Source organism: Rhizobacter sp. SG703 (genome assembly GCF_012275445.1).
Taxonomy (GTDB): domain Bacteria; phylum Pseudomonadota; class Gammaproteobacteria; order Burkholderiales; family Burkholderiaceae_C; genus Rhizobacter.
In genome coordinates this window covers 462,641-474,303 of the sequence record NZ_JAAZQK010000005.1, presented here as the reverse complement: position 1 = coordinate 474,303, position 11,663 = coordinate 462,641, and the positions used below count along the sequence as shown (strand labels likewise).

Annotated in this window: 12 protein-coding genes; 4 read left to right on the top strand and 8 right to left on the bottom strand. The window is 70.9% G+C overall.

Going from position 1 to position 11,663, the window contains the following annotated elements; translation table 11 throughout:
* The gene (locus FHT26_RS12835) at positions 1-396 is read right to left on the bottom strand and encodes a polyhydroxyalkanoate granule-associated phasin (protein WP_168560499.1); all 396 of its coding nucleotides are present in this window, start codon (positions 394-396) and stop codon (positions 1-3) included.
* Between the two features lie 175 nt (positions 397-571).
* Between FHT26_RS12835 and FHT26_RS12830 the strand changes: the two genes are divergently transcribed.
* Together FHT26_RS12830 and FHT26_RS12825 are read left to right on the top strand one after the other, a co-directional pair.
* Positions 572-1,525 (top strand): hypothetical protein, encoded by a 954-nt coding sequence (locus FHT26_RS12830; protein ID WP_210427360.1) that lies wholly within the window; start codon positions 572-574, stop codon positions 1,523-1,525.
* A 127-nt stretch (positions 1,526-1,652) separates the two neighbouring features.
* Positions 1,653-2,723 carry a flavodoxin family protein gene (locus FHT26_RS12825; RefSeq protein WP_168560498.1) on the top strand — a complete coding sequence of 357 codons (1,071 nt, stop codon included), beginning with the start codon at positions 1,653-1,655 and terminating at the stop codon, positions 2,721-2,723.
* A 25-nt stretch (positions 2,724-2,748) separates the two neighbouring features.
* Here FHT26_RS12825 and FHT26_RS12820 read toward each other — a convergent pair whose 3' ends face one another.
* The 3 genes from FHT26_RS12820 to FHT26_RS12810 are packed head-to-tail and all read right to left on the bottom strand — an operon-like array spanning position 2,749 to position 5,698.
* A complete protein-coding gene (locus FHT26_RS12820) occupies positions 2,749-5,103 on the bottom strand; it encodes a catalase (RefSeq protein ID WP_168560497.1) in 2,355 nt (784 codons plus the stop codon).
* 17 nt (positions 5,104-5,120) lie between these two features.
* Entirely contained in the window at positions 5,121-5,462 is a 342-nt protein-coding gene (locus tag FHT26_RS12815; protein WP_168560496.1) for a four-helix bundle copper-binding protein, read from the bottom strand.
* Positions 5,463-5,476: 14 nt separating this feature from the next.
* Positions 5,477-5,698, bottom strand: a complete 222-nt coding sequence (locus FHT26_RS12810; protein WP_168560495.1) for a hypothetical protein — start codon at positions 5,696-5,698, stop codon at positions 5,477-5,479.
* Between the two features lie 207 nt (positions 5,699-5,905).
* On the opposite strand from FHT26_RS12810, the gene FHT26_RS12805 reads away from it, so the two are divergent.
* Both FHT26_RS12805 and FHT26_RS12800 read left to right on the top strand, forming a co-directional pair.
* Positions 5,906-6,439 carry a hemerythrin domain-containing protein gene (locus FHT26_RS12805; RefSeq protein ID WP_168560494.1) on the top strand — a complete coding sequence of 178 codons (534 nt, stop codon included), beginning with the start codon at positions 5,906-5,908 and terminating at the stop codon, positions 6,437-6,439.
* Between the two features lie 21 nt (positions 6,440-6,460).
* Positions 6,461-6,982 (top strand): DUF421 domain-containing protein, encoded by a 522-nt coding sequence (locus tag FHT26_RS12800; protein WP_168560493.1) that lies wholly within the window; start codon positions 6,461-6,463, stop codon positions 6,980-6,982.
* A 12-nt stretch (positions 6,983-6,994) separates the two neighbouring features.
* On the opposite strand, the gene FHT26_RS12795 is transcribed toward FHT26_RS12800, so the two are convergent.
* The 4 genes from FHT26_RS12795 to kaiC are packed head-to-tail and all read right to left on the bottom strand — an operon-like array spanning position 6,995 to position 11,650.
* A complete protein-coding gene (locus tag FHT26_RS12795; RefSeq protein ID WP_168560492.1) occupies positions 6,995-9,532 on the bottom strand; it encodes a hybrid sensor histidine kinase/response regulator in 2,538 nt (845 codons plus the stop codon).
* On the bottom strand, positions 9,529-9,849 hold the full coding sequence (locus FHT26_RS12790) for a circadian clock KaiB family protein (RefSeq protein ID WP_168560491.1): 321 nt from the start codon (positions 9,847-9,849) through the stop codon (positions 9,529-9,531). Before FHT26_RS12790 ends, FHT26_RS12795 begins: the two co-directional genes overlap by 4 nt.
* A complete protein-coding gene (locus FHT26_RS12785) occupies positions 9,846-10,157 on the bottom strand; it encodes a circadian clock KaiB family protein (protein ID WP_168560490.1) in 312 nt (103 codons plus the stop codon). The genes FHT26_RS12790 and FHT26_RS12785 overlap by 4 nt, the downstream gene beginning before the upstream one ends.
* Positions 10,154-11,650, bottom strand: a complete 1,497-nt coding sequence (gene kaiC, locus FHT26_RS12780) for a circadian clock protein KaiC (protein ID WP_168560489.1) — start codon at positions 11,648-11,650, stop codon at positions 10,154-10,156. Before kaiC ends, FHT26_RS12785 begins: the two co-directional genes overlap by 4 nt.
* Positions 11,651-11,663: the final 13 nt, after the last annotated feature.

Here is an 11,663-nt window from a genome sequence, read left to right as displayed (position 1 = left end):
TCAGCGCAGGCGGGTTCGAGACAGGCGTTTCGCGTTGGCGACCGCGGTGCGGTGCACCGGCGCGAGGCCATGGCCGAGCACGCCGAGCGCGGCCGATTGCAGCTGCGTGCCGATCGCCTGTGCCGACGGCGGCCCCCACGGCGACAGGCAGGCGCGCCACCAGAACAGCGCGAAGGCCTGCTGTGCGCGCCAGCCCTGCATCGCCATCGCGATCCACGACTGCTGGAACGCGGCGGTCTTCTCGGCGCCCATGCGGGTGAACTCGCGGCGGTCGCGTTCGGACGGGGCCGCGCCGGCCAGCGCCATGCGGGCGATGCGGTGCGCCATCACCGGCGGCACCGCAAAGGCGAGTTCGGCACTGCGTTGCGCAAGCGTGCTGCGTTGGCGTTTCGACATGACGGGCTCCTGGGTTGCAGCCACTGTAATTGCCGTGCTGCCGTGCAGCAGCGGATCGCGCCCTATTCCTACAGCGCGTGCCATCGCAGTCCGACGCACTGCGGCTCGCTGCACGCCGACCATCGCGGCATCGCAGTCGCAGCAGTGCTGCCAGCCCACCCAGGAGACAGAACCCATGGCCTACCAAGACGTCGCCAGCGTCGGCATTCAAGACGGCCCCGCCGGCCGGCGTGCCATTCCCTCTCTCGCGCCCGCGGCCGTCGCGGTGGCCGCCGACGGCAGCCGCAGCGCGGTGTCGTGGGGCGCGGTGCTCGCCGGTGCGGCCGGCGCCGCGGCGCTGTCGCTGATCCTGCTGATCCTGGGCGTCGGGCTCGGCCTGTCGGCGGTCTCGCCGTGGGCGCGCGACGGCGTCAGCGCGAGCACCTTCGGCGTCGGCAGCATCCTGTGGATCACGCTGACGCAGATCGCCGCGTCGGGCATGGGCGGCTACCTGGCGGGCCGCCTGCGCACCCGCTGGGCCGACACCGCCGGCGACGAGATCTACTTCCGCGACACCGCGCACGGCTTCCTCGCGTGGGCGGTCGCGTCGCTGGCGACCGCGGCGATGCTCGGCAGCGCGATCGGCGGCATCGTCGGCACCGGCGCGAAGGCCGGCGGTGCGGCAGCCGCTGCAGCGGGAGCGATGGGCGCCGCATCGGCGGTCGCGATGGCGCCGGCCGGCGCAACGCCGGACCCGGTCGGCTACCACGCCGATGCGCTGTTCCGCCGCGATCCGTCGGCCACCACCGCACCGGCCACGACCGAGGCGCCGCCGCTGGCCGAGGTCGGCCGCATCTTCGCCGCCAGCGGCCGCGCGCCGACGCTGCCGCTCGACGACACCCGCTACCTGGGCCAGCTGGTCGCGCAGCGCACCGGCCTGTCGCAGGCCGATGCCGAGAAGCGCGTCACCGACACCTACACCCGGCTGCAGACCGCGCTGAACGACGCCCAGGGCCGGGCGCGCGACGCGGCCGACCGCGCGCGCAAGGCCTCGGCGTATGCGTCGCTGTGGCTGTTCATCTCGTTGCTGGCCGGCGCCTTCGTCGCCAGCTTCTTCGCGACCTGGGGCGGCCGCCAGCGCGACCTGTGAGCACCGTTCGCCCACCCTTCATCCACCACTGGAGACACCGATGCGATCCCTGCTGCTGTTCTTCCTCGGCGTGCCGATCCCGATCATCATCCTGATCGCGCTGTTCTTTCACTGACCGTCCGCCGAGATGACGACGGTCCGCACCGGCCAGGCCGACACGCCGTTGACCCGCGACGAGTTCGGCCGGCGCTTCCGGCAGCGCTGGGTCGATCCGGCCTACGACGGCGAGCGCGACGCGATCGCCCGGCTCGAGGCAATCGCCTGGTGCGCGGTCGACGAAGGCCGCAAGTCGCCGGTCACGCGGCCGGCAGGCCCGGGGTTCGCAGACCCCGCTTACGACACCGCGGTGGAATGGCTCGACACCCACCAACGGCTGAAGGACGCGCAGGCGAACTGGGCAAACCCCGGCACGCGCTCGCGCGTGCTGGTGGTGTGCGGCAGTTCGCGCAACGACGGCACCTGCCCCGGCGAGGTGTCGAAGACCTGGCGCCTGAGCCGCCTGGTCTGCGAGGAGATCGAACGCGGCGGCGTCGATGCCGACCTGCTGGACCTGAGCCTGGTGACCTCGGAGTACGGCCGCCGCATTCACCCGTGCAAGGGCTGCGTCGGCACCGCGATGCCGCTGTGCCATTGGCCGTGCAGCTGCTACCCGAACCACGCGCTGGACCAGGCCAGCGACTGGATGGCCGAGATCTACGAGCGCTGGGTCAGCGCGCACGGCGTCGTGCTGGTCGCGCCGACCTACTGGTACCAGTCGCCGAGCCCGCTGAAGCTGATGATCGACCGGATGGTCTGCGCGGACGGCGGCAACCCGGACCCGACCAGCACGCACGGCAAGAAGGCGGCCGAGGCGAAGGCGATCGAGGAAAAGGGCTGGGACTTTCCGAAGCACCTCGCCGGCCGCGTCTACGGGCTGGTGGTGCATGGCGACGTGGCCGGCGTCGAGCAGCAGCGGCACGCGCTGGCCGACTGGCTCGACTGGATGGGCTTGGTCGATGCCGGCGACGGTGCGCGGCTGGCCCGCTACCTTGGCTACTACGAGCCGTACTACAACAGCCACGACACGCTGGACGCCGACACCGCGTTCCAGCAGGAGACGCGCAACGTCGCGCGGGCGGTGCTGGCGGCGGTCGCGCAGTTGCGCACCGGCAGCTCGAGCCAGCCCGATGCCGCGTTGACGCCGCCCCGGCCCAAATAGCCCGGATGCCGATCCGGGCTGCGGTTCAAACGCGCGGCGGGTCCCCTTCGCGCTGCGGATGCCGGTGCTTCGCCACCGCGGCGATGAAGGCCTGGGCCGTCCTGTCGTCGCCGTTGCCGAACAGCACGCCCGGGTCCGGCGACCCGTCGCCCAGAGACGTCGGCACGTCCGCCTTCTCGATCAATGCGCGACCGGCGCCGAGCGCCAGCAGTGTCTTGCCGTGCCGCCACGTCAGCGTCGCGTACTCCAGCGCCTGCCCGAGCCCGAGCAGCACCTCGACGCCCTTCGCGCCGTCGGGCAGCACGACCGCGTCGAACAGCACCGGCGGCGAGTTCTCGATCGACCCGGTCGCGATCAGCGGTTCACCGTCCGACGTGGTCACCGCGCCGATGCGCGGCGCGACCACGGTCGCCACCGCCCCCGCCTTCAGCAGCGCGGCCATCAACTTCGCGATCGGCTTGCCGGCGACACCGTGCGCCGCGAGCAGCGCGATGCGGCGCGTGCGGATGCTGCCGTCGCCCGGCCGCGCCTTCAGCGACAGCGGCGGCGACACCGTGACCTCCGGCTTCCCCGGCTTCGGCAGCGCGCGCGGCAACGGCGGCGGCAGCGGCATGCCAAGACCGTCGGCGACCGCCTTCGCCAGCGGCTTCGACACGTTCAGCAGCGACGCCACCATGCGCTCGCGCACCGCCGGCACCGTCACCTTGCTCAGCTCGAAGCGGAAGCCGCCGACGATGTGCGCCTGCTCGACCGGCGTCTGGCTGGCGTAGAACAGCGTGGCCTGCGTGTAGTGGTCGGCGAACTTCTCGGGCTTGCCGCGCAGCTTCTCGCCGTTGACCGGCTGCGGGAACGACACGAAGCCGGCGGCACCGGCCTGGAACGGGCAGCCGCCGCCGAGCGAGTTCGGCTCGTACGCGACGCGCCCGCGGTTCACCGTCTGCCGGTGCAGCCCGTCGCGCTGGTGGTTGTGCACCGGCGCGAGCGGCGCGTTGATCGGGATCTCGTGGAAGTTCGGCCCGCCCAGCCGCGAGATCTGCGTGTCGACGTACGAATGGATGCGCCCGGCCAGCAGCGGGTCGTTGCTGAAGTCGATGCCCGGCACCACATGCGCGACGCAGAACGCGACCTGCTCGGTCTCGGCGAAGAAGTTGTCCGGGTTGCGGTTCAGCACCATGCGCCCGACCGGCTGCAACGGCACCAGCTCTTCCGGGATGAGCTTGGTCGCGTCCAGCACGTCGAAGCTGAAGGATTCGGCCTGCGCTTCGCTGAACACCTGCACGCCGAGCTCCCATTCGGGGTACTCGCCCGACTCGATCGCTTCCCACAGGTCGCGGCGGTGGTAGTCGGCATCGGCACCGGCGATCTTCACCGCCTCGTCCCACACCAGCGAATGGGTGCCGAGCAGCGGCTTCCAGTGGAACTTGACGAAGCTGCTCTCGCCGCGCGCATTGACGAAGCGGTAGGTGTGCACGCCGAAGCCCTGCATCATCCGGAAGCTGCGCGGGATCGCACGGTCGGACATCGCCCACATCAGCATGTGGGTCGACTCCGGCATCAGCGACACGAAATCCCAGAAGGTGTCGTGCGCCGATGCCGCCTGCGGCATGCCGTGGTGCGGCTCGGGCTTCACCGCATGGACCAGGTCGGGAAACTTCATCGCGTCCTGGATGAAGAACACCGGGATGTTGTTGCCGACCAGGTCCCAGTTGCCTTCGTCGGTGTAGAACTTGACCGCGAAGCCGCGCACGTCGCGCGCGGTGTCGATCGAGCCGCGTTCGCCGGCCACGGTCGAGAAGCGCACGAACACCGGCGTGCGCTTGCCGGCCTCGGCGAACGGCGCGGCGCGCGTCAGCTTCGTCAGCGGCTTGTAGCACTCGAAGAAGCCGTGCGCCGCCGAACCGCGCGCATGGACGATGCGCTCCGGGATGCGCTCGTGGTCGAAGTGCGTGATCTTCTCGCGCAGGATGAAGTCCTCGAGCAGCGCCGGGCCGCGCAGCCCCGCCTTCAGCGAGTTCTGGTTGTCGCCGACCGCGACGCCCTGGTTGGTCGTCAGCACCTCGCCGCCGGCATCCGCGCGCACGCGCTGCAGCGAACCGAAGCCGTCGTGCGACGGCGCGTCGTCGCCGCCGTCGCCGGTCTTGCCGGTGTCGTTGATTTCGCTCAGCGTGCCGGCGCCGGTCGACACCGACGCCCGCTGGCTGCGCTGCCCGACCGGCGGCGCGATCGCGTTGTCGCGGCCGATCTCGTTCGGCTTGTTGACATTGAACGGAATCGCCGCGGCCAGCGCCTGCACTTCGACGGCCTGGCGCTCCTGGCCGGCCGGGCTCGGCGGAATCGGGCGGCGCTTGCCGGCGGAGGTCTTCGGGGGTGTCTTGGGCATGGGTGCTCGCAGAAAAGTCAGAGGTGGCCGCGGCCCGCGAGGGCTTCGCAGGCCTGGGCGCACGCGCGGCAGGCCTGCGCGCAGGCCTGGCAATGGTCCATCGGGTGCCGGGCGCATTCGTCGCCGCACACGCGGCACAAGTGCGCGCTCAGCTCGCAGGCGTCGCCCAGGTGGCTGCTGTCGCGTGCGAGGTAGGCGGCGGTCAGCCGGCAGGCGTCGGCGCAGTCGAGGTCCAGCGCGATGCAGCGCCGCATCGACGCCGGGTCGGGCTCGGCGAGGCAGGCGACGGCGCAGTGCAGGCAGGCGGTGGCGCAGGCCTGGCACGCGGCCAGGCAGGCTTCGAGGGTCTGGTCCTTCATGGTGGTCACCGCCGTCAAGGTGTGTGGCGCGGCTTGGTGGCCTGCAGGTCGGGCGGCGCCGGCTTGTGCAGGCTCGCCTTGCTCGCCTCGGCCGATGGCAGCTCGGCCGGCGTCTTGCCGTCCGGGTTGGTGGCGGGCTTCGGACCCTTCTTGCTGTCGGGGCTGCCGGCATCGTGGATGCTGCGCGCCTTCGTGCCGGACGACGCCGGGTCCGGGGTCTGCGTGGGCTTGCTCATGTCGATCTCCTGCAGGGCAGCACGGGCACACCGCGACGTGCGGTGCAGAGGATCGCGCTGCGCCGTGACAGGGCAATCGACGTACCCGAAGGGGGGTGCTCACATCGCACCGCGACTCGCGCCCTTCTCCTACAGCGCACGCCATTGAAGTGCGTAGATTGAGGGCGTTCATCCCTTCATCCCAGCCATCGCCAAGGAGTGCTTTTCATGCCCACCAACCACGCCACCACCCACACGTCGAGCCGCTCGCACGCCGCACCGCGCACCCGCAAGGCGCCCGCGGCGGATGCGATCAAGCTGCTGCGCGCCGACCATGCCGAAGTGAAGAAGCTGTTCGCCGAGTACGAGAAGCTTGCGAAAGCCGAAGCCCCGGCCGACGAACGCGAAGCGCTCGCGCTCGACATCTGCAACAAGCTGACGGTGCATGCGCAGATCGAGGAGGAAATCTTCTACCCGGCCTGCCGCGACGTGCTGCAGGAGAAGGACGACCTGCTCGACGAGGCCACCGTCGAACATGCCAGCGCGAAGGACCTGATCGCCCAGCTGCAGTCGAGCTCGCCCGACGACGACCTGTACGACGCCAAGGTGAAGGTGCTCGGCGAGTACATCGACCACCATGTGAAGGAAGAGCAGAACGAGCTGTTCCCGAAGGTGCGGCCGAAGCTCGACCGCAAGGATCTCGGCGAGCAGCTGCAGGCCCGCAAGGACGAACTGCTGGCGCGCCTCGACGGCACGCACTGACCGGCCGCCGCGCACGCCGCCATGGACCTGTTCAGCTTCCACGTCTCGCCGCTCGAACTCGTCGTGCGGGGGACGCTGATCTACTGGTTCCTGTTCCTGATGTTCCGCTTCGTGCTGCGGCGCGATGTCGGGTCGGTCGGGATTGCCGACGTGCTGCTGGTCGTGCTGATCGCCGATGCGTCGCAGAACGCGATGGCCGGCGGCTACGAGACGGTGGCCGAAGGCTGCGTGCTGGTACTCACGCTGATGGGGTGGAACTGGGCGCTCGACTGGGCCTCGTACCGCTTCGACAGCGTGCGCCGCTTCGCCGAGCCGCCGCCTTTGCTGCTGGTGCGCCACGGCCGCGTGCTGCACCGCAACTTGCGGCAAGAATTCCTGACGCTGGACGACCTGCAGTCGCAGCTGCGGCAGAACGGCGTCAGCAACCTGGCCGAGGTGCGCACGGCCTTCATGGAATCCGACGGCCGCTTCTCGGTGATCACCCGCGACGGCCGCCAGGCCCGCGGCGGCGCGAGCGCCGACAGCCCCGCGACCGACGGCTGAGCCGCCGTCCGTTCAGCCCGCGGCCGCCACCGGCCGCGTCTGTTGCAGCACCGCCTCCAGCTCGTCCAGGTCGACCGGCTTCACGAAGTGGGCATCGAAGCCGGCTTCGCGCGAGCGCTGCCGGTCTTCGGCCTGGCCCCATCCGCTCAACGCGATCAGGTGCATCGAGCGGCCCCAGTCCTCCGCGCGGATGCGCAGCGCCACCTCGTGGCCGGTGAAGCCCGGCAGGCCGATGTCGAGCACGATGGCGTGCGGCCGGAACTCGCCGGCCGCGGCCAGCGCCGACGGGCCGTCGTGCGCGACCCGCACCTCGTGCCCGCCCATCTCCAGCACCTCGGCCAGGCTTTCGGCGCTGTCGATGTTGTCGTCGACGACCAGCACCCGCAGCCTGTCGTCCGCCGCGGCCGGCGTGTGGACCGCCACCGGCGCCGGCGAGGCGACCGGCGCACGCAGCGCCGCGGCTGGCGCGGACGCCGGCCAGGTTGCCGCCAGCAGCGGCAGGCGCACGACGAAGCGGCAGCCGCTGCCGACGCCGTCGCTGTGCGCCTCGACGCTGCCGCCGTGCATCTCCACCAGCTGGCGGACCAGCGCGAGCCCGATGCCGAGCCCGCCCTGCGCCCGCGCGACCGAGCGGTCGACCTGCGCGAACATGTCGAACACCCGCGGCAGCATCTCGGGCGCCAGCCCGACGCCGGAATCCTGCACCGCGATCACCGCTTCGCCGTTCTCCGGGTCGCCGCGCTCCAGCTTGCCATTGCGCCCTTCCTCTCGCCACGCCGACAGTTCGATCGTGCCGCCCTCCGGCGTGTACTTCGCGGCGTTGTTCAGCAGGTTCGCGACGATCTGGCACAGCCGCGTGGTGTCGCCGTCGACGCACAGCTCGCCGGCCGGCGGCAGCTGCACGCGCAGCTCGTGCCGCCCGGCATCGATCAGCGGGCGGCTGGTCTCGACCGCGGTCTTCAGCACCTCGGCCAGGTCGGCGCGCGTGCGCCGCAGCTCGAGCTTGCCCTGGCTGATGCGGCTGACGTCGAGCAGGTCGTCGACCAAGTGCACCATCTGGCCGATCTGCCGCTCGATCACGTCGCGGGCATGCGCCTGCGCCACTGCGCCCGGGCTGCGCTGCATGATCTGCAGCGCATTGCGGATCGGCGCCAGCGGGTTGCGCAGCTCGTGCGCAAGCGTCGCGAGGAACTGGTCCTTGCGGCGGTCGTTGTCGTGCAGCGCCTCTTCGGCCAGCTTGCGGTCGGTGATGTCGGCAATGATGCCGAGCAGCCGGCCGCCAGCGCCGTGCGCGTCGCCCTCGCCGGCGTAGAACACGCCATGCGCCTCGATCCAGTGCAGCGAGCCGTCGGGCCACAGCACGCGGGCCTCGAAATGCAGGTCCTGGTGCGTCGCCTCGCTGGTCCGGAACAGCGCCGCCACCCGTTCGCGGTCGGCCGGGTGCACATGCGACAGCATCACCCGGCTGCCCCATTGGCCGACCGGTTCGTCGTAGCCGAAGCAGCGGTCGTGGCGCAGCGAGGTGCGTGCGGTGTCGCTCGCAAGGTCGAGTTCCCATTCGCCGATGCGCGCCGACGCGAGCGTGAACTGCAGCCGCGCCTGGCTCTCGTGGAAGGCGGCATCGATCTGCGCCTGCTCGGTCACGTCGGAGGCGATCACCAGCACCGATTCGACGCCGCCGTCGTCGCCGAACTCCGGCATCAGCCGCGCATTGAAGAAGCGCTCGCCCGGCACCGGGCCGCGCATCGTGTAGTTCAGCCGCACCAGCCGGCCGGTCGCGAACACCTCTTTCAGCGCGCCGTTCCATTGCGCGCACAGCGCCGGCGGCAGCCCGAGCTCGCCGAAGGTCTTGCCCAGCATCGCCGACGGCGCGATGCCGAGGTGGCGCTGCACGACCGGGCTGACGTAGACATGGCGCAGCCCGCGGTCGATGCGCGCGAAGATGTCGGGCGAGTTCTCGACCAGCGTCGCGAACTCGCGTTCGCGGCGCGCCAGCGCGAGCGTCGCGGCCATCAGCGTCTGCTCGGCCGCGACGCGCGCGCTGACGTCGCGGATCACGCACAGCCGGCCCATCGGCTCTCCCTGCACGCCGCGCAGTCGCGACACGGTGCACTCCACGTGCATCGCATCGTCGTTGCGCTTCACGTGCAGCAGCCGCGCGCGGTAGGCGCCGGTGTCGAGCAGCTCGCGCAGGCAGGCGTCGCGCAGCCCCTCGTCGGGCCAGACCTCGCGGTACAGCGCTTCGGCGCTGCGGCCGAGCAGGGCCGACGCGCTCTGGCCGTACTGCCGCTCGGCGGCGGCGTTCATGAAGATCAGGTGGCCGCCGTCGTCGAACGCCAGCACCGCGTCTTCCATCTGCGACAGCACCGCGCGGCGCAGCTTGTTGTCGGCGGCATTCGCGCTGTCGAGCGTGTAGACGTCGCTGCCGACGACGATCGCATCGACGTCGCCGCTGCGGATCGCGCGCAGCGTGTCGTCGGCCTCGTCCAGGCGCAGCCGAAGCGCCTCGTTCTCGGCCAGCAGCTGCGCCAGGTGCGGGTCCGCGCTCATCCGGCCCCCCCGAGCGCCGGCAGCACCCGCACCGGGTCCAACGCGCGCCGCAGGCGCTCATCGTCGGACAGGTCGCCGATGAAGCGCCGCAGCGGCAGCGGCGCCAGCCGGATCAGCGTCGGCGCCGCGACGATCTGGTCCTCGGCGGCCTGCTCGACATGCTCGCCGATGTCGAGCACCTCGAGCCGGTAGCGGCCGGCCAGGTGGGCTTCGCAGAAACGCCGCGCGTTGACGACCGCGCGCGCCGAGGCCGGCGTCGCGCCGGTGACGTAGAGGCGCAGGTCGACGAGGTCCGGCGCGCGGGTGTCCTGCGTCATCGCAAGGGCCGCACGTCGAGGCCGACCAGCACGCGCTCCTCGTTCGACAGGTCGCCGATGATCTTGCGCATCGGCTCGGGCACCTTGCGCACCAGCGTCGGCACCGCGAGGATCTGGTCGCCGGCCGCGAGCTGCGGGTTGACCAGCAGGTCGACCACCTCGATCGAGTAGCGGCCCGCGAGGTGGGTCTCGCAGATGTGCTTCAGGTTGTCGAGCGCCGCCATCGACTTGGACGTGTGCCCGGCCACGTACAGCTTCAGCTGCCACTCCGGCTTTGTCGCGGCGGCCGCCGCGCGCACCGCGCTCATGCCCGCCGCTCCTGGGCTTCGCGCAGCTTGCGCGTCGAGCCGGTCAGCACCCGCTGGTCGGCGACGAACACGTCGACCAGGTCGACACCGTGGTCGCCGATCAGGAATTCGCGCACCTGGTTCGAATGCGGCATGCCGCGCGACTTGATCACCTGCATCGTGCGCGTGCGCTCGCCGTTGAATTCGAGGTTCGCCAGCACGATCCAGCTGTCCATCAGCGACGAGACGCCGACCCCCGAGCTGTCGACGGCCTCGTTGGCCGGGGCGTGGGTCAGCGTCGTGAACACCGAGGTCACGCCCTGCTGCTTCAGGAAATCGATCAGCCGGATCAGCGTGGCCTGCAGCGAGTGGTCGGCGCCGCTCATCTCGAGGTTGCTGATCGGGTCGATCACGACCACGTCGGGACGGGTCTTGCTGACGATGTCGTACATCGACACCAGGTGCTGCTCCAGCCCGTACAGCGTCGGCCGCGACGCATGGATCTGCAGCAGCCCGTGCGCCTTCCAGCGGCCGAGGTCGATGCCGATCGACTTCATGTTGCGGATCAGCTGGCTTTCGGATTCTTCGTAGGCGAACAGCACCGCCTTCTCGCCACGGGCGCACGCCGAATCGACGAAGCTCGCGCTGACGCTGCTCTTGCCGGTGCCGGCGGTGCCCGAAACCAGCACGCTGCTGCCGCGGAACACGCCCTGCCCGCCGAGCATGTCGTCGAGCCCGCGCACGCCGGTGGAGACGCGCTCGTCGCGCGCCTGGTGGTCCAGCCGCAGCGAGGTGATCGGCAGCACCGACAGCCCGCTGGTGCCGATCAGGAACGGGTACTCGTTGGTGCCGTGCGCCGAGCCGCGGTACTTGACGACGCGCAACCGGCGCGTCGAGACCTCGTCGACGATGCGGTGGTCGAGCAGCAGCACGCAGTCGGCGACGTACTCCTCGAGGCCGTAGCGCGTCAGCGTGTTCTCGCCGCGCTCGCCGGTGATGATGGCCGTCATGCCGCGCTCCTTCAGCCAGTGGAACAGCCGGCGCAACTCGGCGCGCAGCAGCGCCTGGTTGGGCAGCCCGGAGAACAGCGCCTCGATGGTGTCGAGCACGACGCGCTTCGCGCCGATGCGGCGGATCGCGTGGTCGAGCCGGATGAACATGCCTTCGAGGTCGTACTCGCCGGTCTCCTCGATCTCGCTGCGCTCGATCTTCACGTGGTCGATCGCGAGCTTGCCTTCGGCCTGCAGCACGTCGAGGTCGTGGCCGAGCGAGCGCATGTTGGCGACCAGGTCGTCGTTGCTCTCCTCGAAGCTCATGAACACGCCCGGCTCGCCGTGCTGCAACGCACCGTTCACGAGGAATTCGGCCGCCAGCAGCGTCTTGCCGCAACCCGCGGCGCCGCACACCAGCGTCGGGCGGCCGCGCGGCAGGCCGCCTTCGGTGATTTCGTCGAGGCCGGCAATGCCGGTCGGGGCTTTCGGCAGCAGGCGATCCGTGGTGTCGGGCTTCTTCATGCGGGGCGTTCTC

Bases quoted from the DNA above. Each gene is read 5' to 3' on its own strand.
- FHT26_RS12805 (WP_168560494.1), top strand. From the start codon at position 5,906: ATGCCCACCAACCACGCCACCACCCACACGTCGAGCCGCTCGCACGCC.
- FHT26_RS12830 (WP_210427360.1), top strand. From the start codon at position 572: ATGGCCTACCAAGACGTCGCCAGCGTCGGCATTCAAGACGGCCCCGCC.
- FHT26_RS12795 (WP_168560492.1), bottom strand. From the start codon at position 9,532: ATGAGCGCGGACCCGCACCTGGCGCAGCTGCTGGCCGAGAACGAGGCG.
- FHT26_RS12825 (WP_168560498.1), top strand. From the start codon at position 1,653: ATGACGACGGTCCGCACCGGCCAGGCCGACACGCCGTTGACCCGCGAC.
- FHT26_RS12820 (WP_168560497.1), bottom strand. From the start codon at position 5,103: ATGCCCAAGACACCCCCGAAGACCTCCGCCGGCAAGCGCCGCCCGATT.
- FHT26_RS12800 (WP_168560493.1), top strand. From the start codon at position 6,461: ATGGACCTGTTCAGCTTCCACGTCTCGCCGCTCGAACTCGTCGTGCGG.
- FHT26_RS12815 (WP_168560496.1), bottom strand. From the start codon at position 5,462: ATGAAGGACCAGACCCTCGAAGCCTGCCTGGCCGCGTGCCAGGCCTGC.
- kaiC (WP_168560489.1), bottom strand. From the start codon at position 11,650: ATGAAGAAGCCCGACACCACGGATCGCCTGCTGCCGAAAGCCCCGACC.
- FHT26_RS12785 (WP_168560490.1), bottom strand. From the start codon at position 10,157: ATGAGCGCGGTGCGCGCGGCGGCCGCCGCGACAAAGCCGGAGTGGCAG.
- FHT26_RS12790 (WP_168560491.1), bottom strand. From the start codon at position 9,849: ATGACGCAGGACACCCGCGCGCCGGACCTCGTCGACCTGCGCCTCTAC.
- FHT26_RS12810 (WP_168560495.1), bottom strand. From the start codon at position 5,698: ATGAGCAAGCCCACGCAGACCCCGGACCCGGCGTCGTCCGGCACGAAG.
- FHT26_RS12835 (WP_168560499.1), bottom strand. From the start codon at position 396: ATGTCGAAACGCCAACGCAGCACGCTTGCGCAACGCAGTGCCGAACTC.